This is a genomic window from Planktotalea sp. (assembly GCF_965659345.1).
Lineage (GTDB): Bacteria > Pseudomonadota > Alphaproteobacteria > Rhodobacterales > Rhodobacteraceae > Planktotalea.
In genome coordinates, this window is record NZ_CBFHVK010000007.1 from 38,245 (window position 1) to 65,191 (window position 26,947).

Annotated in this window: 27 protein-coding genes; 12 read left to right on the forward strand and 15 right to left on the reverse strand. The window is 54.0% G+C overall.

The genetic code is table 11. The features are described from left to right. Window positions 1–12: 12 nt before the first annotated feature. Window positions 13–912, reverse strand: a complete 900-nt coding sequence (locus tag ACTG3Z_RS07010) for a DMT family transporter (RefSeq protein ID WP_439142149.1) — start codon at window positions 910–912, stop codon at window positions 13–15. A gap of 76 nt (window positions 913–988) precedes the next feature. On the opposite strand from ACTG3Z_RS07010, the gene ACTG3Z_RS07015 reads away from it, so the two are divergent. Then, a complete protein-coding gene (locus ACTG3Z_RS07015) occupies window positions 989–2,614 on the forward strand; it encodes an AMP-binding protein (protein ID WP_439142151.1) in 1,626 nt (541 codons plus the stop codon). On the opposite strand, the gene ACTG3Z_RS07020 is transcribed toward ACTG3Z_RS07015, so the two are convergent. Beyond that, window positions 2,611–3,426 (reverse strand): helix-turn-helix domain-containing protein, encoded by an 816-nt coding sequence (locus tag ACTG3Z_RS07020; RefSeq protein ID WP_439142152.1) that lies wholly within the window; start codon window positions 3,424–3,426, stop codon window positions 2,611–2,613. The two genes, ACTG3Z_RS07015 and ACTG3Z_RS07020, sit on opposite strands and share 4 nt — an antisense overlap. 120 nt (window positions 3,427–3,546) lie before the next feature. Between ACTG3Z_RS07020 and ACTG3Z_RS07025 the strand changes: the two genes are divergently transcribed. From ACTG3Z_RS07025 to ACTG3Z_RS07035, 3 genes are all read left to right on the forward strand, one after another. Continuing rightward, entirely contained in the window at window positions 3,547–4,896 is a 1,350-nt protein-coding gene (locus ACTG3Z_RS07025) for a cytochrome P450 (RefSeq protein ID WP_439142154.1), read from the forward strand. Window positions 4,897–4,979: 83 nt separating this feature from the next. After that, window positions 4,980–6,005, forward strand: coding sequence for a hypothetical protein (locus ACTG3Z_RS07030; RefSeq protein WP_439142155.1), 1,026 nt, complete (start codon window positions 4,980–4,982; stop codon window positions 6,003–6,005). 5 nt (window positions 6,006–6,010) lie between these two features. Next, window positions 6,011–6,379, forward strand: a complete 369-nt coding sequence (locus ACTG3Z_RS07035) for a VOC family protein (protein WP_439142156.1) — start codon at window positions 6,011–6,013, stop codon at window positions 6,377–6,379. Window positions 6,380–6,443: 64 nt separating this feature from the next. On the opposite strand, the gene ACTG3Z_RS07040 is transcribed toward ACTG3Z_RS07035, so the two are convergent. The 7 genes from ACTG3Z_RS07040 to ACTG3Z_RS07070 all read right to left on the reverse strand — a co-directional run bounded on the left by ACTG3Z_RS07040 (window position 6,444) and on the right by ACTG3Z_RS07070 (window position 13,610). Continuing rightward, window positions 6,444–7,919, reverse strand: coding sequence for an SPOR domain-containing protein (locus tag ACTG3Z_RS07040; RefSeq protein WP_439142157.1), 1,476 nt, complete (start codon window positions 7,917–7,919; stop codon window positions 6,444–6,446). Between the two features lie 87 nt (window positions 7,920–8,006). After that, the gene (gene upp / locus ACTG3Z_RS07045; protein ID WP_439142159.1) at window positions 8,007–8,639 is read right to left on the reverse strand and encodes a uracil phosphoribosyltransferase; all 633 of its coding nucleotides are present in this window, start codon (window positions 8,637–8,639) and stop codon (window positions 8,007–8,009) included. 3 nt (window positions 8,640–8,642) lie between these two features. Next, window positions 8,643–9,650 carry an adenosine deaminase gene (locus tag ACTG3Z_RS07050; RefSeq protein ID WP_439142160.1) on the reverse strand — a complete coding sequence of 336 codons (1,008 nt, stop codon included), beginning with the start codon at window positions 9,648–9,650 and terminating at the stop codon, window positions 8,643–8,645. Then, window positions 9,647–10,825 carry a phosphopentomutase gene (locus ACTG3Z_RS07055; RefSeq protein ID WP_439142162.1) on the reverse strand — a complete coding sequence of 393 codons (1,179 nt, stop codon included), beginning with the start codon at window positions 10,823–10,825 and terminating at the stop codon, window positions 9,647–9,649. Before ACTG3Z_RS07055 ends, ACTG3Z_RS07050 begins: the two co-directional genes overlap by 4 nt. Beyond that, window positions 10,825–12,129, reverse strand: a complete 1,305-nt coding sequence (locus ACTG3Z_RS07060; RefSeq protein ID WP_439142163.1) for a thymidine phosphorylase — start codon at window positions 12,127–12,129, stop codon at window positions 10,825–10,827. Before ACTG3Z_RS07060 ends, ACTG3Z_RS07055 begins: the two co-directional genes overlap by 1 nt. Next, a complete protein-coding gene (locus ACTG3Z_RS07065; RefSeq protein ID WP_439142165.1) occupies window positions 12,130–12,522 on the reverse strand; it encodes a cytidine deaminase in 393 nt (130 codons plus the stop codon). After that, entirely contained in the window at window positions 12,519–13,610 is a 1,092-nt protein-coding gene (locus tag ACTG3Z_RS07070; RefSeq protein ID WP_439142166.1) for a cupin domain-containing protein, read from the reverse strand. The genes ACTG3Z_RS07065 and ACTG3Z_RS07070 overlap by 4 nt, the downstream gene beginning before the upstream one ends. A 172-nt stretch (window positions 13,611–13,782) precedes the next feature. Between ACTG3Z_RS07070 and ACTG3Z_RS07075 the strand changes: the two genes are divergently transcribed. Continuing rightward, window positions 13,783–16,092 carry an NADP-dependent malic enzyme gene (locus ACTG3Z_RS07075; RefSeq protein WP_439142167.1) on the forward strand — a complete coding sequence of 770 codons (2,310 nt, stop codon included), beginning with the start codon at window positions 13,783–13,785 and terminating at the stop codon, window positions 16,090–16,092. Between the two features lie 198 nt (window positions 16,093–16,290). Then, window positions 16,291–18,177 carry a propionate-CoA ligase PrpE gene (gene prpE, locus ACTG3Z_RS07080; RefSeq protein ID WP_439142169.1) on the forward strand — a complete coding sequence of 629 codons (1,887 nt, stop codon included), beginning with the start codon at window positions 16,291–16,293 and terminating at the stop codon, window positions 18,175–18,177. A 131-nt stretch (window positions 18,178–18,308) separates the two neighbouring features. On the opposite strand, the gene ACTG3Z_RS07085 is transcribed toward prpE, so the two are convergent. Beyond that, the gene (locus tag ACTG3Z_RS07085; RefSeq protein WP_439142171.1) at window positions 18,309–19,112 is read right to left on the reverse strand and encodes an NAD kinase; all 804 of its coding nucleotides are present in this window, start codon (window positions 19,110–19,112) and stop codon (window positions 18,309–18,311) included. A 123-nt stretch (window positions 19,113–19,235) separates the two neighbouring features. On the opposite strand from ACTG3Z_RS07085, the gene glyA reads away from it, so the two are divergent. Both glyA and ACTG3Z_RS07095 read left to right on the forward strand, forming a co-directional pair. Continuing rightward, window positions 19,236–20,525: a serine hydroxymethyltransferase gene (gene glyA / locus ACTG3Z_RS07090; RefSeq protein WP_439142173.1), complete on the forward strand. Its 1,290-nt coding sequence runs from the start codon at window positions 19,236–19,238 to the stop codon at window positions 20,523–20,525. A 105-nt stretch (window positions 20,526–20,630) separates the two neighbouring features. After that, window positions 20,631–21,521, forward strand: coding sequence for a DUF817 domain-containing protein (locus ACTG3Z_RS07095; protein ID WP_439142175.1), 891 nt, complete (start codon window positions 20,631–20,633; stop codon window positions 21,519–21,521). Here ACTG3Z_RS07095 and ACTG3Z_RS07100 read toward each other — a convergent pair. Continuing rightward, on the reverse strand, window positions 21,460–21,834 hold the full coding sequence (locus ACTG3Z_RS07100) for a hypothetical protein (protein ID WP_439142177.1): 375 nt from the start codon (window positions 21,832–21,834) through the stop codon (window positions 21,460–21,462). The two genes, ACTG3Z_RS07095 and ACTG3Z_RS07100, sit on opposite strands and share 62 nt — an antisense overlap. A gap of 97 nt (window positions 21,835–21,931) precedes the next feature. On the opposite strand from ACTG3Z_RS07100, the gene ACTG3Z_RS07105 reads away from it, so the two are divergent. Further along, window positions 21,932–22,696 carry an alpha/beta fold hydrolase gene (locus tag ACTG3Z_RS07105; protein WP_439142179.1) on the forward strand — a complete coding sequence of 255 codons (765 nt, stop codon included), beginning with the start codon at window positions 21,932–21,934 and terminating at the stop codon, window positions 22,694–22,696. 64 nt (window positions 22,697–22,760) lie between these two features. Here ACTG3Z_RS07105 and ACTG3Z_RS07110 read toward each other — a convergent pair whose 3' ends face one another. Genes ACTG3Z_RS07110 through ACTG3Z_RS07120 form a run of 3 tightly spaced genes read right to left on the reverse strand, consistent with a single transcriptional unit; the run spans window position 22,761 to window position 24,280 of the window. Beyond that, entirely contained in the window at window positions 22,761–23,633 is an 873-nt protein-coding gene (locus ACTG3Z_RS07110; RefSeq protein ID WP_439142180.1) for a PhzF family phenazine biosynthesis protein, read from the reverse strand. Window positions 23,634–23,635: 2 nt separating this feature from the next. Then, window positions 23,636–23,863, reverse strand: coding sequence for a DUF1150 family protein (locus tag ACTG3Z_RS07115; RefSeq protein ID WP_375264680.1), 228 nt, complete (start codon window positions 23,861–23,863; stop codon window positions 23,636–23,638). Between the two features lie 3 nt (window positions 23,864–23,866). Continuing rightward, a complete protein-coding gene (locus ACTG3Z_RS07120) occupies window positions 23,867–24,280 on the reverse strand; it encodes an Hsp20 family protein (protein ID WP_375264679.1) in 414 nt (137 codons plus the stop codon). 169 nt (window positions 24,281–24,449) lie between these two features. Between ACTG3Z_RS07120 and ACTG3Z_RS07125 the strand changes: the two genes are divergently transcribed. The 3 genes from ACTG3Z_RS07125 (at window position 24,450) to ACTG3Z_RS07135 (ending at window position 26,296) form a co-directional block, all read left to right on the forward strand. After that, entirely contained in the window at window positions 24,450–24,674 is a 225-nt protein-coding gene (locus tag ACTG3Z_RS07125) for a YdcH family protein (RefSeq protein ID WP_375264678.1), read from the forward strand. Between the two features lie 61 nt (window positions 24,675–24,735). After that, window positions 24,736–25,224, forward strand: a complete 489-nt coding sequence (purE, locus tag ACTG3Z_RS07130) for a 5-(carboxyamino)imidazole ribonucleotide mutase (protein ID WP_439142181.1) — start codon at window positions 24,736–24,738, stop codon at window positions 25,222–25,224. Then, complete coding sequence (locus tag ACTG3Z_RS07135) at window positions 25,217–26,296, forward strand: 5-(carboxyamino)imidazole ribonucleotide synthase (RefSeq protein ID WP_439142182.1); 1,080 nt, start codon at window positions 25,217–25,219, stop codon at window positions 26,294–26,296. Before purE ends, ACTG3Z_RS07135 begins: the two co-directional genes overlap by 8 nt. Here the strand turns inward: ACTG3Z_RS07135 and ACTG3Z_RS07140 are convergent. Further along, complete coding sequence (locus ACTG3Z_RS07140; protein WP_439142183.1) at window positions 26,293–26,868, reverse strand: YqgE/AlgH family protein; 576 nt, start codon at window positions 26,866–26,868, stop codon at window positions 26,293–26,295. The two genes, ACTG3Z_RS07135 and ACTG3Z_RS07140, sit on opposite strands and share 4 nt — an antisense overlap. Window positions 26,869–26,947: the final 79 nt, after the last annotated feature.

The window sequence follows — 26,947 nt, forward strand, 5'->3', positions numbered from 1 at the left end:
AACCCTGCACCCTTAGCTCTTGGAGCGCAACGCAATCAAACTCCCTGCCCCCGCGATCATCACAATCCCGATGAGTTGGTTCAATGTAATGCCTTGCCCCATGAGGACATAGGCGAAGAACGGACCAAAGATGAAAATTGAATACTCGAACACTGTCACAAAACTGGGTTCCGCGCTTTGATAGGCTTTCACTAGAAACCCAACCCCAATAAGGGACCCAATCGCTTGCATCAAAATCAACCACCACGTCAGAGAGGTCGGCCAAATCATTCCACGCAGTAAGAAACCATCACTGCCGGCGGGTGCCTCTGGCGCAGCAATCGCCAAGCCAGTAAGCATGATAGCCCCAATGACGCCTTGCAGCCCAAAAATACCCGCGAGCATGACCAGCGTGTTTTCATCTGCACAGATCTTTTGTGTTGCCACAGATCCCATCGCATAGAACAAGCCGCCAAAGACGGGCAGGAAATTCAGCCATGTCATGCCCCCATCATTGGGCCCTAGCACGACAATAATCCCCGCAAAGCCAAAAAGAACGGCAAAAACCCGCAAGACACCAACCTTCTCCCCAAAGGCGAAAACGCTAATCAACAGAACGAAAATTGGCGCGGTAAACAGCCCTGCTAAAGCTTGTGCAATCGGCATGAACGCGAGTGAGCCAAAGTAGAACACCATTCCAAGCGCAATAAGCCCATTGCGCAACAACACCGCCCAAAGCCGGATCGGCCGCAGCGTGCCAAATCCGAAATAAGCAACCAGCGCCAACATCGGCAAACCCATGCACGCGCGCAAAAACTGGAACTGCCAAAGGCTTATGTCGCGCGCAATCACCGCAATATAATTGTCGATTAAGCCAATGATGAGCATAGAGATCACCATAAACATCGCGGCTTGCTTGGGTTGATGCGTCATTGCTCTTTTCATCTTTCGAAAGTGCTGCCAGTTTAACGGAAATTTGCGCCATGACACTTGGGAGGAGCATACGCATATGGGATGGATGAAGGATGAAACCGGATTAGACAAGCGTGCTGCGAATTATCGTGCGCTTACCCCTCTTTCTCATTTGCGCCGCGCTGCCAAAGTATTCCCGAAAAAGACGGCTGTGGTCTATGGTGCGCAGCGTTTGAATTATGTCCAGTATCATCAGCGATGCACGCAACTTGCATCTGCTTTGACGCAGATCGGTATTGCATCTGGCGATGTGGTCGCCACGCTGCTGCCTAACATCCCAGCGCAAGCAGAAGCCCATTTTGGCGTGCCTGCAAGCGGGGCCGTTCTGAACACGATCAACACGCGATTGGATGTCGGCACAATCGCCTACATCTTTGAACATGGTGAAGCCAAAGCAGTCCTCGTGGATACGCAATTCCTCCCGGTTGCCGAAGCCGCGATTGATCAGATGGAGGGCGCAGGCCCCAAAATCATCGAAGTACCAGATGACACAGCGGGCTATCCCGCAACTGGGCGCCATATGACCTATGAAGCACTTATCGCTAGCGGCGATCCTGCCTTTGACTGGATCATGCCAGAGGATGAGTGGGAAAGCCTTGCGCTGAACTATACATCCGGCACCACAGGTCGACCCAAAGGCGTCGTCTATCACCATCGCGGCGCGTATCTGATGACCATGGGCACAGTTGTCAGCTGGCAACTCACGCTTGCACCTGTCTATCTGACAATCGTGCCCCTGTTTCACTGCAATGGCTGGAACCACACTTGGATGATGCCCATGCTTGGTGGCACCATTGTGTTTTGCCGCGATATCAGCGCCAAAGCCGTCTATGATGCGATCGCTGACGAAGGCGTTACGCATTTCGGAGGTGCACCCATCGTGCTGAACACACTGGTCAATTCCGCGCCCGAAGAGCGCCGCGCTTTTGATCATACTGTCGAAGTCTTCACAGCAGGTGCGCCGCCTGCCCCTGCTACTTTGGCTGCGATTGAAACGATGGGCTTTCACATTACCCAAGTTTATGGGCTGACCGAAACTTACGGTCACGTCACCGAATGTCTTTGGGACGGTGCAGAATGGGACGGGCTGGAGCAAGACAAACGCTCTGCCATCAAAGCGCGCCAAGGCGTAGCGATGCCGATGATGGATGATATCACGGTGCTCGACCCCGATATGAGCCAGGTCGAGATGGATGGCACCCATCAGGGTGAGATCATGATCCGTGGCAATTCGGTTATGAAAGGATATCTGAAAAATCCCGAAGCGACAGAAGAGGCTTTTGCCGGCGGCTACTTCCATTCCGGCGATTTGGCCGTGCAACACCCAGATCAACACATCCAAATCGCGGATCGCGCGAAAGACATCATCATCTCAGGTGGCGAAAATATCAGCTCCGTTGAAGTCGAGGGCACTTTGATGGCGCACCCTGCCGTTTCGCTGTGTGCCGTCGTAGCCAAACCCGATGAAAAATGGGGCGAAGTGCCCTGCGCATTCGTTGAACTGCTTCCCGGAGCGAGCGTTACTGAGGCGGACCTAATCGCCTATGCACGCCAAAGCTTGGCTGGCTTCAAAACGCCCAAAGCTGTGGTGTTCCAAGAACTTCCCAAGACCTCCACGGGCAAAATCCAAAAGTTCGAGTTGCGCAAATCGTTGAGCAGCTAGTAACGCTCGCCCATCAAACGATAACTCCAGAACGCTTCATCGCTCTCGAAACCGCGCATCAATTGTGTCGGGGTGAACCCCGTTTGCGCGCGCACTTGGCGTCCCATATGGGATTGATCCGAATAGCCAGCGTCTGCTGCAATGCCCGCCAAGTCATCACTGCCATTGCGCAAAGCCAACGCAAAGGCTTCTTCGGCTTTGGAATAGGTCTGCAATCGTTTCAAAGGCACACCAGTTGCTGCTTTCACGCGCCTTTGGATCTGGCGCAGGCTACGTCCTGACGGCGACAAAGCCGCATTCAGCATTAACGAACGGCTCCAATCGCTGATCATACGGCCAAAGGGGCTTTGGCTTGGACGAACGTCTTGCCAGATCGGAGCAACACCCTCTTGCACCATTTCAAACGCACGCTTGGCAACGCCTGTTTGAAAGGCGCGCTCGATCACGTCACGTACAGCGCTGTCTGGCAGCGCGCTTAAGCGCACGGATTTATCGTGAAACTGCTCCATCGGAAGCCCTAATAAAGCCGACAAAGCATCGGGGTAAAAGGCGATGATCAATCCCTGAATATCGCCTTCATTCCAACTGCTCGTTGGGTGGCTTTGTGCGCCGCTAAACAACATTCGAGGCATCTGCGGCGCGTGCTTGGGCGTCACATAATGCGCAGCGCTTTGCATCATGCGCGTCGTGCCATCAAACATCAAACTCAACGCGCACAGCGGCACGGATGCGAAGTGATTAAAGCGCTGTTCCGCAGGCAGACCACAGCCACGGGTATCGCGTACAAACCCACCTAGAATGCACTGGGCCATGTCCGCTCTGGGATGCAGAAACTCAGAGTGTGGTCGCTTGGGCAATGTCGTCTCCGTTCTATAACGCGCATGCGCTTGTTGCTAACTTGCCGCAAGTAACACCTGCGCGAAAGAGCAACCATGACTACAATTACACCGCCTTTTGTCACCCCTCCGAAATCAGTCCGCACGTCTTTGAAGCTGCTAGAGCAAACAGCTCGCTGCATTCTAGAGACATGGCCCGAAGAAATGTACATAGGCGACAGCTATCAGCCGCCCGTAAAGAACTTCCTCTTCGTGATGAAGCCCGAAGCGATTTCGCAAATTCTTGTCACACAGTCTGATAAGTTCGAGCAAAGCCATCTTTCGCGACGCATTATTGGGCCTGTTTGGCGCTCAGGTATTGCGACAAGCACAGGTGCGCAATGGCGTTGGCAAAGACGGGCAGCAGCGCCTGTGTTTACCCCCAAATCGGTCAAAGCTATCATTCCTGCGGCCAACAAAGCGGGCCGCTCGCTTTGCCAGACATGGCGCGCAAAAGCGGGCACGCGCTGCGAAATCACCCATGATCTTGGTAATGCAGCCCAAGACGTTGTCTTGGAGGGCTTGCTTGGCGGTCTGAGCACACAGCAAAGCGCAAAGGTTTTGCAAGACTGTGGGGCCGAGCTGACCAAAAGGACTGGTCGCATTAATTATGCTGATTTGCTTTTCCTACCGGCTTGGACGCGTCGTTTTCTAGGACCAATTCTTGATAAGCCAGCCGCTGCGATGCACGCCGAAATCGCTGCACGCCTAGAGGCGATCAAGGACGACAACAGCGGGCCTCTTTTGCATCTGCTTGCTCAGTCGAAAGATCCCGAAACAGGCAAAGTCATGTCGAAAGAACAGCTGCGCGACAATATCGCTGGCTCAATCGGAGCCGGTCGCGAAACAACTGCGCTTGGCGTTGCTTGGGCGCTCTATTTGCTTGCTCTGGATCCCGACACTCAACAGCAAGTGCGCGCAGAAATCAACACTGTCATCCCTTCTGGCGATGTGAGCGCGGGGGATATCGACAAGCTGCACCTTACACGCGCTGTGTTTTATGAAGCGATGCGGCTTTATCCGCCTGCGCCACAAATGGTGCGCGATTGCGTGGCAGACGCAAATGTCGCGGGCATCGCCGTTAAGAAAGGCATGACCATTACCATTCCGATCTATGCACTACATCGCAATCCCGACTTCTGGGATCAGCCCAATGCGTTCATACCAAAGCGTTTCTTGGATCCTGAAGTATTCGCCAAACAGAACCGTTTTCGCTATTTGCCCTTCGGTGGTGGCGCACGCGTTTGTTTGGGGCAAGCATTCGTGATGGCTGAAGTCGTGACCATGCTCGCGCAGATCGTTCGCACGTTTACCATCAAAAACGCGACAGAAGGTGAAATTGAGTTTGAAACAGGGGCCGCTTTGCGCGCAAAGGGTGGGATCTTTTTGAAATTTTCACCGCGCTAGGCGTGCAAAGTCTGGCCCGTTGCCCGACCCTGCTCTGCCGTGCTAGAAAGCACACAACAAGAGGCAGAGCAGACCCGCCCAAGATGACAGCGATAACCAAATATGATCGGCTGGAGGCCACAGGCCTCTGGCGTGCCTCGCCCGATAAGCAGCGCGTGGATGTTGTTGTGTGCATTGGCGATGCGACATTGCAAATCAAAGACATGCGCGATCAGGCGCTAACCCATTGGTCCCTTGCCGCAATAGAACGCGCGAACCCAGGCAAGCGCCCTGCTCTTTTTCATCCTGAGGGCGACACGACAGAAACTCTTGAAATCGCCGCGGATGAAGACGAAATGATCCGTGCCATTGAAAAGCTGCGTAAAGCCGTTGAGCGTGCACGCCCGCGCAAAGGGCGTCTTCGTGGAATTCTTACAGTTGCCTTGCTCGCGACCGGTGCCGCTGCGGCTGCGTTTTTGCTTCCAGATGCAATTGTGGACCAAGCTTTGAAAGTCGTCCCTCCTGTGAAACGCGCTGAAATTGGCAATAGCCTTTTGACGCATATGCAACGCTCGACCGGCATTCCTTGTAGCAGCGCGACAGCCACGCAAGCCTTGGTCGACTTGACGCAGCGCATGACAACGGACGAAGGGCCCAATTATCTCGCCGTGATGCGCGCGGGTGTGAAGGACGCAATTCATATTCCCGGTGGCGTCATCTTGTTGAGCCGCACAATGGTCGAAGACTACGAAAGCCCCGATGTGCTTGCTGGCTACATTATTGCAGAGCAGACGCGACGCGCAGATCGCGACCCGCTGCGTCATGTGCTCGAAAGCGCGGGCACACTGGCGACATTGCGTTTGCTCACAACGAGCCGCCTTCCCGAAGGCACGCTAGAGACGCATGCGAAACAACTGCTTACCGAGGCACCCACACCCGTCGATATTACCCCCATGCTTGCGCGCTTTGAGGCGCAGGGCATTCCATCAAGTCCGTATGGTTACGCGCTAGATGTGACGGGAGAGCGAACACTCGAGCTGATCGAGGGTGACCCCCTTGCAGGAGTCGCAACAACGCCTGTCCTGCCAGATGCATCTTGGGTGCGCCTTCAGACGATTTGTGAAGGCTAGAGAAGGTGGCGATCAGGCGAATTGTACCAAACGTTTCGGCCAGCGCATCAGGCGAGGCATTGGCGAACATACGGGTGTTCTATGAAACGCTTTTTGATCTCAAACCAGTGATGGATTTGGGTTGGATCACAACCCTAGCGACTGACAATATGATGCCTGTCCAGCTTTCCATTGCAAGTGAAGGTGGCTCAGGCACCCCTGTCCCTGATCTTTCAATCGCAGTAAGCGATGTGGATCAAACCTATCGACGCGCCTGCGATATGGGGCTCAACATTGAATATGCCTTAACCGATGAACCTTGGGGCGTGCGAAGGTTTTACCTTCGTGATCCAAGTGGCAAGCTGCTCAATATTGTAGCGCATACGGCAACTTAAACACCAAAACAAAAGGCCCCGCAGTGAATACGAGGCCTGATGATAACGTCGGTCGCGCGCTTGATTACTTGCGCGCAAATGCGTCGCGGAACCCCGCATTATGCACAGCGCGCAACGCACCATTTACATGTGCAGAAGATGGGAAGGGACCTGCAAGCACGATGCGCATTTCCTTGCCACCACGTGAGAATTTACCAATGCGGACAGGCATACCCATACGCTGAATGCGTGCTGCCGTGTTCTGCGCGTTGGCTGCAACACCGAATGTACCAACTTGTACATAGCTTTTGCCAACAACGGCAGCGGGCTTACGCGGCGCGCTCGTCCTTGTGGAGACACGCACCTGTTTGCGAGGTGCTGCTTTTTGCTGAACGACACGCTGCTTTTGCACACGTCCTGGCGCTTGACCTTGGGTGGAAATCACCTGAACGCCTTGGCTCCATGCTGCGTTTTGCTGGGCTGCGGATGTATAAGGATAACGCAACCCTGGGAAAGAACGCGTCACATCACGACCAGAGCTACGCACGATCAAGCGGCGCGGGACGGTTTGCGTCCAAACGAGGTCCATTTGGCCTTTGCCACCAAGTGTCTGATGTGCACGACGCTGGTTTAGACGGTCATCCTGCCATGCATTTTTGTACCCCTTAGGCGTACCTGTCGCGAGCTTCGCAGCTTGCTGCTTTTCGTAAACATGGCGTGGCACAACAATTGCGTTGGGGCTAACGTTTGCGGCGTTCAAAACTTGACCATTGGCAGCACGGAAAGTGCCGCCTTGAACATCGCCTGCACGTGTAACGATTGGCCCTTGCTGGGGGCCGCATCGCACTGCGTTTCCTGTACGGCCAATATACTGTTGGCTAACCGCTGACGCGCCACGACACGTTTGTGATCCGATCGTTGTACGCTGGGTATTGGTCACGATACGGCGGGGCTGCGCAACTGGAGCAGTTGGCGCAACGCGCACAATACGCGGCTGGGCTTGGACACGACGCTGGGGAGCTTGCACAGGTGCCGCTTGGATGCGCGGCGGATCTTGGCGGAATGTGCTCGGACGTGGAGCACGCGTTGTTTGCATCGTTGGTGCGATCCGCTGCTTCACAACAGGTGTGGACGCGACCGTGCGCACGGGGCGCGGCGCAAGTACACTTGCCACAGTGTTCCGCGTTGCGCGCACAACCGGCGTCGGAGACTTTGGTGCAACAGCGACAGGGGCTGGCGTGGCTTCAATCTGAACGGGCGCACGCGCCGGAGCAGAAGCTGGTGCAGCCGCGGCTGTCCGCGATCCTCCAAGACTTGGTGTTTGCCCGCAAACAACCTTACGTGAGCGTGAGACACGCGGCACCCAATTCACGTTGCCATCAACGCCCGCACGAATGTAGACGCAGCCTTTGCTGTCGACATATTGGCTTGCCGTGAAAGACGCCGGTGGAATTTCCGCCGGACCATTGTCACGCGCAAGCGTTTGCGCGTTTAGCGTATTGAAGGAAAACACACATGTTGCGGCCAACACGGATACCGATACGAATCTTTTAACGTTCATTTTCTGCCCCCACAGATGAGCATTATCATTGCCTCAGATTCGAGACAGAGTCTAGCTAACGTTGTGGTAACGAGCGGAAAATTTCCTTTATTTAGTGCCAAACATGCGATCACCCGCATCCCCTAGTCCAGGCATGATATATCCAACTTCGTTCAGCTTTTCGTCGAGTGCAGCTGTAACGATAGGAACATCAGGGTGCGCTGCCTTCATGGTTGCAACCCCTTCGGGTGCCGCAAGCAGACAAAGGAAGCGAATGTTGGTTGCGCCCGCCTTTTTCAACAGATCAATCGCCGCGACCGATGAATTACCCGTGGCCAGCATCGGATCAACGGCGATAACCAAACGATCTTCTAACGCATCTGGCGCTTTGAAGTAATACTGCACGGGCTGAAGCGTCTCTTCATCACGGTAGAGCCCAACAAATCCGACCCGCGCTGAGGGGATCAGTTCCAAAACGCCATCCAGCAAACCATTGCCCGCGCGCAAAATAGAAATCAGCGCGAGCTTCTTACCATCTAACGTCGGCGCATCCATTTCCATCATGGGCGTTTCAATGCGTTTTGTTGTCATCGGCAGGCCGCGCGTGACTTCATAGGCCAAAAGCTGGCTAATCTCGCGCAGCAGTTGACGAAACACTGCCGTGGATGTGCCTTTCTCACGCATGAGCGTAAGTTTGTGTTGAATGAGCGGGTGATCAACGACGGTCAGATGCTCTGTCATGGGTTAGCTCTCCAGTGTTTTTAGAATTTTTGCGCGGGTCGCGTCGTCACAGAACGCGGCGTTTGCCGATGCTTTTGCGATCGCCATAAACACCTCTGCATCCCAACCAAAAGTATTGGCAAGGTTGAGGTATTCATCACGCATTGTCGTATGAAAGAAGGGCGGATCATCGGTGGACACTGTTACTTTAACGCCCGCACGGCGCAGCATATCAATGGGGTGGCTTTTCCAATCGGGATAAGCCCCGAGGGCGACATTGGAGCCCGGGCACACCTCAAGCACGATGCCCTTTTCTGCCAACTCATCGACAAGCGCGGGATCTTGCGCAGCGCGCACGCCGTGGCCGACGCGCTCAACACCGAGATCATTCACGGCGTCGCGCACTTCTTGAGGTCCGCGCCATTCCCCCGCATGTGTCGTCAGGCGCAAACCTGCTTCAAGCGCCATATCAAAGCTGTATTTGAAATCGCGTTGATGGCCTTTGTTCTCATCGCCGCCCATCCCAAAACCCGTAATAAACTCACCGACAGTTTCCGCCGCGCACAGAGCCGCCGTCTTCGCCTGATCAGGTCCTTCGTGACGAATGCAGGTGACGATGCCCCGCGACACAATCCCGAAATCGCGCTCTGCTTCATCAGCGGCCTCAACCATCGCGGCAAGGTATTCGCGCCACGCTGTCACATCCCCGCCACCGCAAAAATCCGGGCTGACAAAACTCTCCATGTAAACGACGCCATTGCTGGCCGCGTCTTCCAGTATGGCAAGCCCAAGGCGTTTGAAGTCTTCAGGTGTTTGCAAAACGGTCGTCGCTGCCTCGTAAACGCGCAAGAACGGCACGAACCCTTCGAACGCATAAGAGCCGTCATCATTGAAAATTTTTGACAGATCGACCTTTTTCTCCTGTGCGAGCCCACGAATGAACGCGGGCGGTGCGGCCCCTTCATAATGGGTGTGTAACTCAACCTTCGGCAGATCAATGATGGCGCTCAGTTCTTCGCTCAACTCACTCATAAGAAACTCCTTCCGGTGCCGCGCTCTGTGACACCTAAATGCTCTGCAATCGACGCGGCAACATCGCTAAATCCGCAAATCCCGATTTCGCCTACGCCTACGCCATACACAAGGACAGGCACCTGTTCGCGGGTGTGATCTGTTCCTGCCCAGCTTGGGTCATTGCCATGATCTGCGGTGAGTATAAGCAGATCACCCTCACGTAAACGCGGTAGGAATTGCGCCAACCAAAGATCAAACAGTTCAAGGGCTGCACCGTAGCCGGCCACATCACGGCGATGTCCGTAATTCGTGTCGAACTCTACCAGATTGGCGAAGACAAAGTCACCCGTATCCGCGTGTGCGGCCAACCCGTCTAAGGCAAGCATCAGATCCGCATCAGAACCTTTCACGCTGGTGTCGATGCCGCTCATGGAGAAAATATCGCCAATCTTTCCAACACCATGGACTTTGCCACCTGATGCTTGCAGCCAATTCGTAAGGACTGTCTTTGGGGGTTTGATGGCAAAGTCTTTGCGGTGCTGCGTGCGCTCAAAATCCGCCCGCGATGTTCCTATGAATGGTCGCGCAATCACGCGACCCACGCGCCTTTCATGTAGCAATGGCGCAACGTCCGCGCACATTTTCATAAGACGCTCGCGGCCAAACACCCCTTCATGTGCCGCAATCTGCAAAACACTATCCGCAGAGGTATAACAAATCGGCCAACCTGTGCGCAGATGTTCTTCGCCAAGCTCGTCGATCACCTTGATGCCATTGGAATGAGCGTTGCATAAGATGCCGTTCGTGCCTGCGGCTTTGCACAGTGCGTTGGTGATGTCATCGGGAAACGCTGGAACGGTATCTGGGAAGTACGTCCACTCCCATGGCACCGGTAGCCCCGCAAGCTCCCAATGCCCTGAGGGCGTATCTTTCCCAATCGAGGTTTCGCGCGCAACGCCCCAAAGCGCCGTTGGCTCTGCACTCAAACCCGGTGTGTCGATCCCTGTCGATAAACGAATAGCCGCGCCAAGGCCCAGCGCATCCATAGTCGGTACATGCAAGCCAACATGCTTGATGATATGCCCCAGCGTGTTCGCGCCAGTATCGGGCAAGTCGCCATTGAAAAAATCGCCCGCATCCGGTGCGCCGCCACATCCGGCGCTGTCGAGAACAATCAAAAACGCACGTGCCATCAGTAGATCACCTCATGCACAAGTCCTTGTTTCGCGGGTGGGTTCGATGAAAGGGCAATCGCGCCACGAATTGCCAGCGCCGCGCGATCTGCCTGCCCTTCACGCGCAGCGTGAATACGCGCAAGGGGCTGCCCTTTTGTGACAAAAGCACCCAACCTGACGACTTCGGATAGGCCAACTGCGGGATCAATCAAATCACTCTCTCGTTGACGTCCACCGCCAAGGCCAACAACCGCAAGTCCCAGCGCCTCACCTTCAATCGCGCTGACATACCCGTCCTCAAGCGCAGTCACTTCGCGGATGACAGGCGCTTCGGGCAAGTAGCGCTGCGGATTGTCGACAAAGCCCAAAGGTCCCCCCATTGCAGCAATCATCTTTGCAAACCGTTCGGCTGCAGCGCCACTTACAATCACATTGCTCAATGCTTCGCGGGCAGCGTCCTCACTTGCGAAAAGACCGCCACTGAATAGCAATTGCGTTCCAAGCGCGAGGGTAAGTTCGTAGAGCGGCCCGCGATCCGCACCGTGCAACACTTTCATCACTTCCGCGATCTCCAAAGCGTTGCCAAGTGCGGGTGCGAGCGGCGCGTTCATATCAGTAATAAGGGCGGTGGTCGGGCATCCAGCGAGATTGGCGGTCTGCACCAAAGCCTGCGCTAATGCGCGCGCGTCTTCCGTGCTTTTCATGAACGCACCAGAGCCGACTTTGACGTCGAGCACCAATCCATCCAACCCCGCAGCCAGCTTTTTGGACAAGATCGACGCTGTGATCAGATCAAGGCTTTCGACTGTCGCTGTCACGTCACGCACTGCGTAAAGGCGTTTGTCTGCTGGCGCGATATCCGCACTTGCGCTCACGATGGCGCATCCCGCTTGACCAATGATGCGTTTGAATTGCGCTTCATCGACAGACGTCGAAACGCCAGAAATGCTCTCCATCTTATCCAGTGTGCCGCCAGTATGGCCAAGACCACGGCCAGAAATCATCGGCACATACGCCCCGCACGCCGCCAGCGCAGGCGCCAAGACCAGTGAAACGCAATCCCCCACGCCGCCGGTGGAGTGTTTGTCGAGCACAGGACCATCCAAATCCCACGCGAGCGTTTTGCCACTTGCTTGCATTGCCAAAGTAAGTGCCGCGCGCCCGTCTTGTCCCAGACCTTGCAAACAGACAGCCATTGCAAATGCACCGGCTTGCGCATCACTTACTGAATAATCCGCCAGCCCGCGTGCGAACCAGGTCAACGCATCTGGCTCTATCGTCTCACCACGTCGAAGTGCTGCAATGATCGCACGCGCGTCCACTTAAGCGTTGTCCATAAAGCTTGCATCGAAAGCACCGGGCAAAAGTTCTGCTACGGTCATACGTTTCTCAATGCCATCGGTCGTAGCAAGCGTCACAACAACGTCAGCAGTTGCAAACTCTGACAATTTTTGGCGGCAGCCGCCACAGGGCGGAACTGGTGCAGGGCTTTGCGCAATCACGTAAACTTCCGCGATCTCGCGTTCTCCCGCGGCACACATTGCAGCGATTGCGCCCGCTTCGGCGCAGGTCCCTTCAGGATAAGCAACGTTTTCAACATTGCAGCCTTGAAACACAGTGCCCGAAGCGGTGCGAATAGCCGCGCCCACTTTGAAATTAGAATACGGCGCATGGGCATTTTCGCGCACCGATGCTGCTGCGTCTTTCAGATTCATGTTGGCTCTCCCACCCAAGTATTGAAAACTCCGGGCAGCGAAACTTCAAGCAACTCCAGATCGTCTGATGCATCCGAATACCGTGTCAACATCGACGGCGGCGTTACAAAAGCATCGCCCGCTTGCAGCTGATGTGGCGCGCGGCCCTCACCTTCTAAAGTCATCGTCCCGTCCATCACAAATGTGAAGTGAATATCACTGTCATGCGCGGCCCATTCAAGCGCGCCCTTGCCGCGTTTCACCACATGCACACCAGCCACATCCCGCGTGTTCTGCGCGATAAGCGTGTCACGGCTGACAAAGCCGCTTAGACGAAAGTCACGCCACTGCGCTTCATCTGCTTTGTGATGCACAAACTTTTGACCTTGGAATTCACGTTCTCGATTCACTGTTTCATTCGGCAGCTCCATTTCGTGATCGATCGTTGTGACGTGCTCTGCTGGCACACCAATTTCGATCACTTCAATGTTGTCTGACGCGAACAAAACGCGATGACGAATTTCAGGTGGTTGGATGACGCAATTACCCGCATGCAAACGGAATGGCGCGCCTTGATCCTCGTAGACCAGATCGACCCAGCCGCGATAACAGAAGATCAACTGAAACCCGACCGTGTGATAATGCACCATGTCCGGCACTGGGCCGCCATCTGGGATACGGATATGGCTCGCGATAATGGACCCACCTAGGCGATCAGGAATCAAATCGCGATAGTGCATACCAGCGCGCCCAACAACCCAAGGGGCCTGATCCGCAAGCCGCCTTACGACAAAGGAATGCAGCGTTTGTGGTAAAACCAACGGCTCATGCATTTCAGCAATCTCGATCTGCGTGCCACCGGGTGCGGTTTGTATACCAGTGCCCCCAACTTCATCCGGAGCATCGCAGCGCAGTCGAAGTTTTACAGGCGCAGCATCGCTCTGTTGATCAAGCCGTAAGGATACGCCATGACCGGAAAAAATTGCGACTTGAGGGTCGTCTGCCGGATAGATCATGTCCATCTTGAAGCCGAGTTCCTTCGTAAAATACGCAATGTCAGCGCGAATATCACTGGTAGGGCCACAGACTTCAGCTTTGATATCGCTCATTGATCTTCCTTCACAGGGCGAGTCTCTTGCTCGCGCGTGTTGTTAGAGTGTCAACGCGCCCACCTATTTGCAAGATATCAAGAAAACTGTATCAAACCGACCTAGTGTTTTTAGCTTGAAGCATATAGTTTAACGTCAAACTAACCTACACCTGACGCATTAAGGGACCAAGATGACCGATAAGAAAGCCGATTTGGAAAGAGAAGCCGCGCTCGCAAAAGAAGCCGTGCGTAAAGCGGCGCTTGATTATCATGAATTCCCAAAGCCCGGAAAGCTCGAAATCCGCGCAACAAAGCCCTTGGCAAATGGACGTGATCTGGCGCGCGCCTATTCCCCCGGCGTCGCAGAAGCCTGCATCGAGATCAGCAAAAATCCAAGCGATGCAACACGTTACACCGCGCGGGGCAATTTGGTAGCCGTCATCACCAACGGGACTGCAGTGCTGGGCTTAGGCAATATCGGCGCGCTTGCATCTAAACCGGTGATGGAGGGCAAAGCAGTCCTTTTCAAACAATTTGCAGGCATTGATTGCTTTGACATCGAAGTCGATGAAAAAGACCCTGAAAAGCTCGCAGATATCGTCTGCGCGCTCGAACCTACGTTCGGTGCGGTCAACCTGGAAGATATCAAAGCCCCTGATTGCTTCATCGTTGAACAAATTTGTCGTGAACGGATGAATATTCCAGTCTTTCACGATGATCAGCATGGCACTGCGATCGTTGTTGGTGCCGCTGCAACGAATGCTTTGCACGTTTCAGACAAGAAGTTCGAAGATATCAAGATCATTTCAACAGGTGGTGGCGCGGCGGGCATTGCGTGCTTGAACATGTTGCTCAAATTAGGCGTGAAGCGCGAAAATGTCTGGCTGTGCGATATCCATGGACTGGTCTATGAGGGTCGATCTGAGGACATGAATCCGCAAAAAGCGGCCTTTGCGCAGAAAAGCGATCTGCGGACGCTTGATGACGTGATCGACGGGGCGGATATGTTCTTGGGACTATCTGGACCTAACGTGCTCAAACCTGAAATGGTTGCGAAGATGACCAAGAAGCCCATCATTTTCGCGCTTGCAAACCCCAATCCCGAAATTGCGCCTGATGCGGCACGCGCAGTTGCGCCAGACGCAATCATAGCAACAGGACGCAGTGATTTCCCCAATCAGGTTAACAACGTGCTCTGTTTTCCATTCATCTTTCGCGGTGCCTTGGACGTGGGTGCGACAGAGATCAACGATGAGATGCAACTTGCCTGTATCGCCGGCATCGCAGAGCTTGCGCGTGCAACAACAAGCGCCGAAGCCGCGGCCGCATACAAGGGAGAACAGCTGACTTTTGGCGTCGATTATCTGATCCCCAAACCCTTTGATCCGAGGCTTTCTGCTGTAGTATCATCAGCCGTGGCACAAGCCGCGATGGAAACCGGTGTGGCGACGAAACCAGTCGAGGATCTTAATGCTTACCGCGACAAACTAAACGAATCCGTCTTTAAATCAGCCCTATTGATGCGTCCTGTTTTTGAAGCTGCAGCAAAAGAAACCCGCCGCATCGTGTTCGCGGAAGGTGAAGACGAACGTGTGTTGCGTGCGGCTCAGGCTATTTTGGAAGAAACCACCGAAACGCCAATTTTAATCGGTCGCCCAGAGGTCATTATCGCACGGTGCGAACGCGCAGGTTTGAGCATTCGTCCTGATCGTGACTTCAACATCGTGAACCCTGAAAATGATCCACGATACCGCGATTACTGGGAAACCTATCACGGTATCATGGCGCGCCAAGGCGTTACGCCAGATATTGCGCGCGCGGTCATGCGCACAAATACCACCGCGATTGCAGCCGTCATGGTCCATCGCGAAGAGGCCGACAGCATGATTTGTGGTACCTTTGGCGAATATCGCTGGCATCTGAACTATGTGAACCAAATTTTGGGCGATGACACGCACAATCCCCACGGTGCTCTTTCCATGATGGTTCTGGAAGATGGCCCATTGTTCGTGGCTGATACACACGTGTGGACCCAGCCAACGCCAGAGCAGATTGCGCAAACCGCCCTTGGTGCTGCGCGCCACGCGCGTCGATTTGGACTAGAGCCAAAGCTCGCCTTTTGTTCGCAATCTCAGTTTGGCACACAAGCCGATGGCCCTGGAAAACGCCTCCGCGCTGCAATGGCTATTCTTGATGAACTGGGAACAGATTTTGCCTATGAAGGCGAAATGAAGGTCGATGCCGCGCTTGACGCCAGCTTGCGCGACAAGCTTTTGCCCGGCGGCCGCTTAACAGGCGCTGCAAATATCCTTGTTTTTGGGAGCGGTGATGCTGCATCTGCGACGCGCAATGTTTTGAAGATGAAAGCCGCTGCTTTGGAGGTTGGACCGTTGCTGATGGGCATGGGCAATCGTGCGCATATCGTGACGCCCGGCGTTACAGCGCGTGGCTTGCTGAACATGGGTGTCATCGCAGGAACACCTGTTTCCAACTACGGATAGAGAGGTTTGCAAATTTGCAATATTGGTGAAATGCGCCGCTGATATCGCTAAAGTAAACAACTTTGCAAAAATCTGCAGGGCGATGTTTGCGAATATTGCAAATAATATGCGTCAATGCGTCCGCAGCGATGCCAAGACACTTGCCCTATGCGCTTTGAGCGGACTAACTCCTGTGCAAAGCACGAAAAGGAGCATCCCATGGCCTATAAAGACGTCTACGCAAGCTGGCAAAACGATCCTGAAGCCTTCTGGCTTGATGCCGCAAAGGCCATTGATTGGGATCAAGCGCCAAGCAAAGCACTTACAGACAAGGGCGATGGGCTTTACGAATGGTTCGTCGATACCAAGGTAAACACATGCTATAACGCGGTTGATCGCCACGTTGAAAACGGACGTGGTGATCAAGTGGCAATCATTCACGATAGCCCAATCACCGACTCTGTCAGCAAAACTACATATGCAGAATTGCAAACACGCGTCGCATCGCTTGCAGGTGCTTTACGTGCCAAGGGCGTCGAAAAAGGCGATCGCGTTATTATTTATATGCCCATGGTTCCCGAAGCACTGGACGCGATGCTCGCTTGCGCGCGCATTGGCGCGATCCATTCAGTTGTGTTTGGCGGCTTTGCTGCAAACGAACTCGCAGTACGCATTGATGATGCAACACCAAAAGCCATTATCGCTGCGTCTTGCGGATTGGAGCCGGGACGGGTTGTTCAGTACAAGCCACTTCTGGATGGAGCTATTGAGCTTTCAACGCATAAACCTGACTTTTGTGTCATACTGCAGCGTGAGCAAGAGGTCGTTGCGCTGGGTGCGCGCGATGTAGATTGGCATGGCTTCCAAGAGGGCGTCACCCCGGCGGAGTGCTTGCCTGTTGAGGGCAATCATCCTGCCTACATTCTTTATACATCTGGCACGACCGGTGCGCCCAAAGGTGTTGTGCGTCATACGGCGGGTCATCTAGTTGCTCTTAACTGGACAATGAAAAACGTCTACAACGTTGACCCCGGTGAGGTCTTTTGGGCCGCGTCAGACGTCGGTTGGGTCGTTGGGCATTCCTATATCTGTTACGCGCCGCTTATTCATGGCAACACTACGATTGTCTTTGAAGGCAAGCCTGTCGGCACACCTGACGCAGGTACTTTTTGGCGCGTCATTTCCGAACATAACGTCAAAAGCTTTTTCACCGCCCCGACTGCATTTCGCGCCGTTAAACGCGAGGATCCGAAAGGTGAATTTGTCAAAAAATACGATTTATCCTGTTTAAATGTCGTGTATCTCGCAGGGGAGCGTGCCGATCCTGACACCATTGAATGGGCGCAGAACCAGTTGAATGTGCCTGTGATCGATCACTGGTGGCAGACAGAGACGGGCTTTGCCATTGCCGCAAATCCGATAGGTATAGAGCACATGCCTGTCAAACTCGGCAGCCCTTCTGTGCCGATGCCGGGGTATGATGTGCAAGTCCTCGATGAGGGTGGCCATCAGATGAAAGCTGGCGAACTGGGTGCAATTGCTGTGAAGTTGCCATTGCCACCAGGAACCTTGCCGACGCTGTGGAACGCAGAGGATCGGTTTCGCAAAAGTTATCTTACGCAGTTTCCGGGGTATTACGAGACTGGCGATGCAGGGATGATTGATGAAGACGGATATCTCTACATCATGGCGCGCACGGATGACGTAATTAACGTTGCGGGCCATCGTTTGTCGACGGGAGGCATGGAAGAAGTGCTGGCTGCGCATCCTGATGTGGCCGAATGCGCGGTGATTGGCGTGACGGACCAGTTAAAAGGCCAAATGCCTGTTGGTTTTTTATGCCTAAATTCTGGCGCGGGGCGACAAGATAGTGACGTCGTCGCCGAATGCGTGAAGCTCGTTCGTGAGAAAATTGGCCCTGTGGCCGCGTTCAAGCTTGCCGTCGTTGTGGATCGTTTGCCCAAAACCCGCTCTGGCAAGATATTGCGCGGCACCATGGTAAAGATCGCCGATAGCGAGACATTCAAGTTGCCTGCAACAATAGATGACCCTGCGATCCTTGATGAAATCAAGGTTGCACTTCAAAGTATCGGCTACGCCAAGTGACGCCAGCTTTCGCTGTCGACAGGTTTTGCGAGGGCTAAAGCCCTCGCGATGCTCCAAGCCTAACGGCTTGGAGTTTTGAGTTTATAAGGAAAAATGAAGCAGTTTTAGGGGTGGGAACTCTTTGTCTTAGCCTAGACGAATTGTTCGCGGATAAGACGTTCTTCAAGGCCATGGCCTGGATCGAACAAAATACGGTGCGCAATACTCGGCTCCGAGCGGATTTCTACTTTGATTACATCTTTCACCGAACGCCCGTCAGCATCTGCCATAACAGGGCGTTTGTCAGGCTCAATCACTTCGAAGCGCACGTTCGCAGCTTTGGGCACCAAAGCCCCCCGCCAGCGACGCGGCCTAAAAGCCGCCATTGCCGTAAGCGCCAGAACATCGGCGCCAATCGGTAAAATTGGACCGTGGGCTGAATAATTATACGCCGTTGAGCCCGCAGGCGTCGCGAGCAGTGCGCCATCACAAACCAGTTCTTGCATCCGTAAGCGCCCATCAATGTGGATACGCAACTTGGCCGCTTGCGGACCCGCGCGCAGCAGGGACACTTCATTGATTGCAAGTTCTCGATGAGTGGTTCCGTGACGATCAAGCGCCTGCATTGAGAGTGGGTTGATCACTTCCTCTTCCGCAGCTGACAAACGTTCTTGCAAGTCGCTTTCGCTGTATTCGTTCATCAAAAAGCCAATGGTGCCACGGTTCATCCCGTACACGGGCGCAGGCAAGTCCTGTGACGCATGCAAAACGGAGAGCATAAAGCCATCCCCACCAAGCGCGACAATCACATCTGCCGCCTCTTTTTCTACATTGCCGTAGCGCGTGACCAAGGCGCCGCGCGCTGCTTGTGCTGTGCCAGTGTCGCTGGCCAAAAAGGCGATCTTTAAAGTCATCTGGCGTCCTACTTCACTGTGCTTGGAATTAAACAAGCACATGTTCTGCGCAACCACCAGTCATGGCGTAGAAATTCGCACATCCGTCGCATATACGGGTTGAGCTTGAACAAATTTCCTATACGGCTACGTCACATCATGAATGTTACCCTGCCGGAGTTCAAAATGAGCAATTCAAACACCACGTTTTTCACGCAAAGCCTGTCTGAGCGCGATCCAGAAATCTTTGGCTCCATCACTGCAGAGCTAGGCCGCCAGCGCGACGAGATTGAATTGATCGCGTCCGAAAACATCGTTTCTGCCGCGGTCATGGAAGCGCAGGGGTCAGTGATGACCAACAAATACGCTGAGGGCTATCCAGGCCGACGCTATTACGGCGGCTGTCAGCATGTCGATGTCGCTGAAAACCTTGCGATCGAGCGCGCAAAAGAATTGTTTGGCTGTGGATTTGCCAATGTTCAGCCAAACTCAGGCTCGCAGGCCAACCAAGGCGTGTTTCAGGCCCTCTTGCAGCCCGGCGATACAATCCTTGGCATGTCCTTGGACGCGGGTGGTCACCTCACACATGGTGCCAAGCCAAATCAATCAGGCAAATGGTTCAACGCAATCCAATATGGCGTGCGCAAGCAAGACAACCTGCTGGACTATGATCAGGTCGAAGCGCTCGCGAAAGAGCATCAACCAAAGATGATCATCGCCGGCGGCTCTGCTATCCCGCGCCAGATCGATTTTAAGCGTATGCGTGAAATTGCGGACATGGTTGGCGCGTATCTCCACGTTGACATGGCGCACTTTGCCGGTCTCGTTGCCGCGGGCGAGCATCCTTCGCCCTTCCCACACGCCCATGTTGCAACGACCACAACGCACAAGACACTTCGCGGTCCACGTGGTGGTATGATTGTCACGAATGACGAAGCACTCGCTAAGAAGTTCAATTCCGCGATCTTCCCCGGCATTCAAGGTGGTCCTTTGATGCACGTAATCGCGGCTAAAGCAGTCGCATTCGGTGAAGCCCTACAGCCAGAGTTTAAGACCTATATCAAACAGGTCATCTTGAATGCGCAAGCTTTGAGCGATCAGTTGATCAAGGGCGGTCTCGACACTGTGACACACGGCACAGACACGCATGTTGTTCTTGTAGACCTGCGTCCAAAAGGCGTGACAGGCAACATCGTCGACAAAGCTTTGGGTCGCGCGCACATCACGTGCAACAAGAATGGCGTTCCTTTCGATCCTGAAAAGCCAACAGTAACCTCTGGCATTCGTCTTGGCTCTCCTGCTGGTACGACGCGCGGCTTTGGTGAAGCAGAGTTTCGCCAGATTGCCGATTGGATCATCGAAGTTGTGGACGGTTTGGCCGCGAATGGTGAAGATGGCAACGCTGCAGTTGAGGCTAAAGTCAAAGGCGAAGTCGAAGCGCTCTGTGCGCGTTTCCCGATGTACCCGAACCTTTGATCGCTGGTTAACCTGTGCAAAAATTCATAGGGCGCGTTTCCTTACGCGCCCTTTTTTATTGCGCACCCCGTTGCCAGCAAAACCTTGCACGTGTCACACAGGCGCATGGCTCAAACGACCCGACATATTGAACGCCGTCTTGGCGATGCGATGCGCCGCCGTCTACCGCGTCCGATCGCGGAACTTGCGATGTTCACGCTGAAGCAAGCTTGGGCCTGTCTCTTTGGCGCGCTCATGCTCGCTGGTCTGATTGGATCAGACCTGGTTTGGAACGACGGGTGGGCCGTGAAACGCTATGATGCTTTGGTTATCTACGCGATCACATTGCAAGCGCTGTTCTTGATATTGAAGCTCGAAACCCTTGCAGAAGCGCGCGTCATTTTATTGTTCCACCTGACAGGCACAGCGATGGAAATCTTCAAAGTGAACGTCGGCAGTTGGGCCTATCCTGAGCCAGCGATCTTGAAACTTTGGGGCGTACCACTGTTTTCCGGCTTCATGTATGCTTCTGTCGGATCCTTCATTGCGCGAGTCATCCGCATTTTTGATATGCGCTTTGCCCCCTATCCACCCCTTTGGATGAGCTTCGCACTTGGCACAGCGATTTATCTTAACTTCTTTACGCATCACTACATCTGGGATCTGCGTTATGTGCTTTTTGCGCTTACGATCATCCTTTTTATTCGCACCCGCGTATGGTTCAAAATCGCAGAGTCTGACTATTGGATGCCTCTCCCACTTGCTGCGTTGCTTACGAGTTTCTTTTTATGGGTGGCAGAAAACGTCGGCACGGGCACCGGCACTTGGATCTATGCGGGCACGGATGGTCTCAGCCTTGTGAGTTTGGCGAAACTGGGGTCTTGGTACTTACTGCTTTACGTGAGCTTTGTGACAGTCACGATTGTCATGCGCGACGCACTTATCGCAAGCCCGCTTACAAAAGGTCACGCCAAACCATCAGACCAATCACCAGAAGAGCAACCCCGATCAAGTTAAACGCCTGCGTTCCCAACATCGACAATAGCGCATCCTTGCGCCGCTCTTTTGGGTCAATCTTATCCAAATGACCGTGCAGCACGGTTTCGGCCATCAAGACCGACTGGTGATCCACCATCCGACCAAGCTTGGGATGTGAAAGATGGGCCTTTGCCGTGCTAATCACCTCGGCGGCGCGGTGCGCATCGCGTGGCAAACGCCGTCCAACACGCTTCATCCCCTTTGGCAAGTCACGTGCTTTGACACCAAGCTGCTTGTGCAGCGCGGCGAGCGCTTTTCGCTCTATCGCATCAAGATCAGGTTCGGCTTGCATAGACTCACTTCCAACGTTTGCAGTTTATCGAAAGCTCTACGCGCCCTCAAGGAAAGCCGACTGGTACAGGGCTGAAATTCACGCTAACCCTCATATCATGCTTCACTATCTCATACATGGCACTGACACCACCAAGCCACCGCTTATGATCGTACATGGGCTATTCGGCTCCGCACGCAACTGGAATGTGATCGCCAAACGCATGTCTGAAACACGCACAGTGATTGCGCCTGATATGCGCAATCATGGCACCAGCTTTTGGGCTGACAGCCACAGCTACGAGGATATGGCCAGCGATCTTTCAGAACTCATTGCCGCACAAGGCGGCGTTGTTGACCTCGTTGGGCATTCAATGGGTGGCAAAGCTGCGATGATGCTTGCACTTACCAATCCGAGCCAAGTCGCGCGGTTGCTCATCGCAGACATCGCTCCGGTTTCGTATACGCACTCACAACAGCAATTTATCGATGCCATGCGCGCCGTTGATCTCAGCCAAGTCACCCGCCGCGCCGATGCTGTCGCGCAACTTGCTCAATACGTAGAGGACAAGACGCTTCAGTCGTTTTTTACCCAATCGCTTGATGTGAAAAATCAACGCTGGCACTACAATCTGGATGCTCTTGAGCGCGACATGGACAAAGTCCTGAGCTTTCCCGACATTGACGCAACCTATGATGGCCTTACGCTGTTTCTATCAGGTGCGAATTCAGACTATGTCCTACCAGAACATCGCGCGCGCATAAAGACCCATTTCAACAATGTAAAATTCGCGAAGATCCCTGACGCTGGCCACTGGCTGCACGCAGAACAACCCCGCGCCTTTGAAGCATCGTTACGCGCATTCTTAAACTTCGAAGCCTAACGCGCGCTCTTCCTCTCTCTAGAAATATCCCGGGGAGCGCGAGGGGCTGGCCCCTCGCTCTACTTCACAAATGAAGCGTCCCGCTCATTAAGATATACCCAGACCCAGCGACCTCGACAGCTTCGATGGCATTGCGCGGACCTATCACGCCCACATCTGCTCTGCCCGGACGTCCAAGCATGTGACCCTGCTCAGCCACAAACTCAGGCGTTTCGATCAAACCACGGCTCCAGAGATAACTCGCCATTGCACCTGTCGCAGATCCTGTAAACGGATCCTCAGGCGGACTGGGCGGGAGCATTAACAACCGAGCGGCTGTGTCTCCAGCATTGCTAAAGCCCCCGAGTGTGCACAAAAACGGCTCCATAACATCATCGCTGCCAATGCTCGCGTTCATGCGCTCGATCGCGCTTGCGTTCAGGCGTGCCAAACTCAGCGCTGTGCGGTCCTCAAGCAACGTGATCACAAAGGGCAAGCCAGTCGATACGAGTTGCGGTGGCGCAATAATATCTGCTTTCGTCAGCCCGATCGCTTTCGCGACCAAAGCCGGATCAACCTCGGCACCAAATTCAGGGGCATTCTGGCGCATTGTGACACGTTTGCCGTCGTCGCTGAGATGAACCGGAATAATGCCCGCCAGCGTCTCAAGCGTCAGATCGCCGGTACCAACCGTCCCCGCCGCATGGGCGGCCACGACGGATGCAACGGTCGGATGGCCCGCAAACGGAATTTCTCGGCTCGCCAAGAAGTAGCGCACCCGCACATCCGCAACGTCAGACGGCCCTAAAAATGTACATTCCACCAAGGACGTCTCGCGCACAAAAGCCAAGCACGTCTCGTCATCCAGATGCGCCGCTTGGTGAACCACCGAGCATCCATTGCCGCCAAAGGGGCGATCCGTGAACGCATCGACCCAATGGACGGCAAAATCAGCCATATTTAGTGTACCGCGTGCGGTGCGTAGTCATTCTGACGGGCCAGCACAAACGCAAGGTCGCGATCCGCAACAATCGCCAAACGCGCACCATCTTCGGAATGCACTGCATAAAGCTGCTCCGTACCTTCAGCCTGTTTTTGCATTTCAACAGGCAAATCTGTCACATCAACCGAGCGCACATAGACAATCCGCTCATCACTACTTTTTGAGAAGTCAAAATTTTCCGTCATGATCTACCCCTTTTTGATGTTTATCGTTTGTACAACTGTATCAGGTCGTGCGCGGGTCAAGTCGACATGAAGCAATCCATTCTCCATCAACGCCTCTCCCACTTCGACCCCATCTGCCAGCACGAAACTACGCTGGAATTGCCGCGCAGCAATGCCACGATGAAGGAACATACGTCCTTCGCTGTCGTCTGATTGTCTGCCTCGGATCACCAACTGCCGGTCCTCAACGGTGATCGACAGATCATCTTCGCCAAAGCCAGCCACAGCAAGCGTGATGCGATAAGACGTGTCGCAGGTTTGTTCGATATTATAGGGAGGGTACCCTTCATTGCCGGACTTCGCGGTGCGTTCCACCAAGCGTTCCAGCTGCTCAAACCCAAGCATATGTGGGTAAGACCCAAGTGTCATTTTTGTCATCGGCTCGTCCTTACATCTAAGCGACAGTCCATCAGTGCAGCCCCGTTTTGGCAACTGCGTCTGAATAGAATATGGGAAGCTTCAAAGCGCAGTGCAAGGGCTATGCGTCTTCTGTCTTGCACGCTATAATCAGGTAACACTTAAATAGTTTTGCACCGGAATCGCTTTAATGAACGCGCCAACAGATATCTCAATGAAAACCAACGAAGTTTTGCGTGTTGAGCTTGAAGTTCTGCGCCGCGAACATCGAGATCTCGACGATGCAATCCACGCACTTGTTGAGAAAGGCACGGCCGATCAATTCACGTTGCAACGTCTCAAACGCTCCAAATTGCGGCTCAAAGACAAGATCGCCATCATCGAAGACCGTTTGACGCCCGATATCATCGCTTAAGCATTTGCAAAAAAGCAGAGTTTGCTTATAGATCGCCGCTTACTGTTTGAGGGCACATTGCATGACACAGATCGAAGTCGGAATCATTATGGGCAGCCAGTCTGATTGGCCCACGATGAAAGAAGCCACAGAAATGCTTGATGCATTGGGCGTTCCTTATGAGACCAAAATTGTCTCCGCGCACCGCACACCTGACCGTCTTTGGGACTACGGTAAAACCGCGGCGTCGCGCGGTTTGAAAGTGATCATTGCGGGGGCTGGTGGTGCCGCACATTTGCCTGGCATGATGGCGTCCAAAACCCGCGTGCCTGTGATTGGTGTTCCGGTGCAAACCAAAGCGTTATCTGGGGTGGATAGCCTATACTCCATCTTGCAAATGCCGCGCGGCTTTCCCGTTGCAACCATGGCAATCGGGGCAGCTGGCGCAGCGAATGCTGGTCTTATGGCGGCTGCAATTTTGGCGACCACTGATCCCGCACTTGCCACACGTCTTGACACGTGGCGCGATGCTTTGTCTGCTTCTATCGCTGAGGAACCTGTCGATGACTAATCCCCTTGCCCAAGGCGCTGTGATCGGAATTTTAGGGGGTGGTCAGCTAGGTCGCATGCTCTCTGTCGCAGCTGCACGCCTTGGCTTTCGCACGCATATCTATGAACCCGGTGCAAACCCGCCTGCTGGCCATGTCGCCGAACAGGTAACAACAGCCAGTTATGAAGACGAAGCAGCGCTTCGCGCATTTGGTGAAGCAGTCGACGTTATCACCTATGAGTTTGAAAACGTGCCAACCTCCGCGCTTGATCTACTAGGCGCGCTCGCCCCTATTCATCCGGGTCGCGATGCTTTGCGCATTTCGCAAGATAGGATAACGGAAAAGGACTTTCTCTCCGGTTTAGGATTGTCCGTTGCGCCCTATGCTGTGGTCGATGACGCCGAAACGATGCAAGCCGCTATTGAAAAAGTCGGCACGCCTTCGATCCTGAAGACCCGTCGTTTTGGATACGATGGTAAAGGACAGGCGCGACTGAAAAGCGCAGATGATGCCGCGCAAGCGCTTGCTGATATGGCTGGCGCACCCGCCGTTCTTGAAGGTTTCATTGACTTTTCTTGTGAGATTTCTGTGATCGCTGCGCGCAGTGCGTCGGGCGAAGTCGCTTGTTTTGACCCGGGTGAAAACGTCCACGAAGGCGGCATTTTACGCAAAACAACGGTACCTGCAAATGTGAAATCCAGCCTACGCATGGACGCCGTTATTCTTGCTGGCCGGATCTTGAATGAACTGGATTATGTTGGCGTCTTAGGCGTCGAACTCTTCGTCACGCCCACCGGGCTTGTGGTGAATGAGATCGCTCCGCGCGTGCATAATTCGGGGCATTGGACGCAAAACGGCTGTACAGTTGATCAGTTCGAACAGCATATCCGCGCAATTGCAGATTGGCCGCTTGGCAATGGGCAGCGCCATAGCGATGTGGTGATGGAAAACCTGATTGGTGACGATATGGACCGCGTTCCAAGCCTCGCCACGCAAGCCGAAGCAGCGTTGCATCTATACGGCAAGGCTGATGTGAAGCCCGGTCGCAAGATGGGTCACGTCAATTACGTGAGTGCCATCGCAAAAGGCTAAGCGCGCCCGCCGCTGCTTGATAAAATAGCTGGGTCAATTCCGATTGCCCCCAGCGCGGCGCTCCATTTTTTGCTATCTGGGGTGTCAAAAATAACGTCGCTTCCAGCATCTGAAACGAGCCATCCGTTGTTAGCCAATTCCCCCTCCAACTGCCCTGGTCCCCACCCTGCATAGCCCAGAGCGATCAGTGCTTTTTCAGGCCCATTTCCTGCACCAATGTCTTCCAAAATATCAATGGTTGCCGTCATTGCAAAACCTTCACCCGTGTCCATGCTCGACAGCTCGGAGCGATATTCAGCACTGTGGAGCACAAAACCACGGCCATGCTCTACCGGACCACCAAAATAAATTGGCCAATCTGCGCGTGTGGTACCCTTGGGGATAGAAAGCTGGTCCATCAGGTCAGCCAATTTCACATCTTCGACGCACTTGTTCACGATCAAGCCCATCGCCCCCTCCGCCGAGTGCGCGCATATAAAAATAACGCTACTTTGAAAGCGGGCGTCTGGCATATCTGGCATTGCAATCAAACACTTGCCAACAAGATCTAACGAAGAGTCACTGGGTCTCATAAAGTTAAACATCCCAATTCAGTATTTGAAAGATGGGTGGATGTTGTCAAATGCGCAAGTCACTTTGACCGATTTGCCA

Coding starts and splice junctions, on each gene's coding strand:
- ACTG3Z_RS07065 (WP_439142165.1), bottom strand. CDS start 12,522: ATGAATCTGAAAGACGCAGCAGCATCGGTGCGCGAAAATGCCCATGCG.
- ACTG3Z_RS07135 (WP_439142182.1), top strand. CDS start 25,217: ATGACTAATCCCCTTGCCCAAGGCGCTGTGATCGGAATTTTAGGGGGT.
- ACTG3Z_RS07055 (WP_439142162.1), bottom strand. CDS start 10,825: ATGGCACGTGCGTTTTTGATTGTTCTCGACAGCGCCGGATGTGGCGGC.
- ACTG3Z_RS07025 (WP_439142154.1), top strand. CDS start 3,547: ATGACTACAATTACACCGCCTTTTGTCACCCCTCCGAAATCAGTCCGC.
- ACTG3Z_RS07110 (WP_439142180.1), bottom strand. CDS start 23,633: ATGGCTGATTTTGCCGTCCATTGGGTCGATGCGTTCACGGATCGCCCC.
- ACTG3Z_RS07105 (WP_439142179.1), top strand. CDS start 21,932: ATGCTTCACTATCTCATACATGGCACTGACACCACCAAGCCACCGCTT.
- purE (WP_439142181.1), top strand. CDS start 24,736: ATGACACAGATCGAAGTCGGAATCATTATGGGCAGCCAGTCTGATTGG.
- ACTG3Z_RS07115 (WP_375264680.1), bottom strand. CDS start 23,863: ATGACGGAAAATTTTGACTTCTCAAAAAGTAGTGATGAGCGGATTGTC.
- ACTG3Z_RS07050 (WP_439142160.1), bottom strand. CDS start 9,650: ATGAGTGAGTTGAGCGAAGAACTGAGCGCCATCATTGATCTGCCGAAG.
- ACTG3Z_RS07095 (WP_439142175.1), top strand. CDS start 20,631: ATGGCTCAAACGACCCGACATATTGAACGCCGTCTTGGCGATGCGATG.
- ACTG3Z_RS07100 (WP_439142177.1), bottom strand. CDS start 21,834: ATGCAAGCCGAACCTGATCTTGATGCGATAGAGCGAAAAGCGCTCGCC.
- ACTG3Z_RS07075 (WP_439142167.1), top strand. CDS start 13,783: ATGACCGATAAGAAAGCCGATTTGGAAAGAGAAGCCGCGCTCGCAAAA.
- ACTG3Z_RS07015 (WP_439142151.1), top strand. CDS start 989: ATGGGATGGATGAAGGATGAAACCGGATTAGACAAGCGTGCTGCGAAT.
- ACTG3Z_RS07120 (WP_375264679.1), bottom strand. CDS start 24,280: ATGACAAAAATGACACTTGGGTCTTACCCACATATGCTTGGGTTTGAG.
- ACTG3Z_RS07020 (WP_439142152.1), bottom strand. CDS start 3,426: ATGGCCCAGTGCATTCTAGGTGGGTTTGTACGCGATACCCGTGGCTGT.
- ACTG3Z_RS07085 (WP_439142171.1), bottom strand. CDS start 19,112: ATGTGCTTGTTTAATTCCAAGCACAGTGAAGTAGGACGCCAGATGACT.
- upp (WP_439142159.1), bottom strand. CDS start 8,639: ATGACAGAGCATCTGACCGTCGTTGATCACCCGCTCATTCAACACAAA.
- ACTG3Z_RS07125 (WP_375264678.1), top strand. CDS start 24,450: ATGAACGCGCCAACAGATATCTCAATGAAAACCAACGAAGTTTTGCGT.
- ACTG3Z_RS07140 (WP_439142183.1), bottom strand. CDS start 26,868: ATGAGACCCAGTGACTCTTCGTTAGATCTTGTTGGCAAGTGTTTGATT.
- prpE (WP_439142169.1), top strand. CDS start 16,291: ATGGCCTATAAAGACGTCTACGCAAGCTGGCAAAACGATCCTGAAGCC.
- ACTG3Z_RS07070 (WP_439142166.1), bottom strand. CDS start 13,610: ATGAGCGATATCAAAGCTGAAGTCTGTGGCCCTACCAGTGATATTCGC.
- ACTG3Z_RS07010 (WP_439142149.1), bottom strand. CDS start 912: ATGACGCATCAACCCAAGCAAGCCGCGATGTTTATGGTGATCTCTATG.
- ACTG3Z_RS07040 (WP_439142157.1), bottom strand. CDS start 7,919: ATGAACGTTAAAAGATTCGTATCGGTATCCGTGTTGGCCGCAACATGT.
- ACTG3Z_RS07030 (WP_439142155.1), top strand. CDS start 4,980: ATGACAGCGATAACCAAATATGATCGGCTGGAGGCCACAGGCCTCTGG.
- glyA (WP_439142173.1), top strand. CDS start 19,236: ATGAGCAATTCAAACACCACGTTTTTCACGCAAAGCCTGTCTGAGCGC.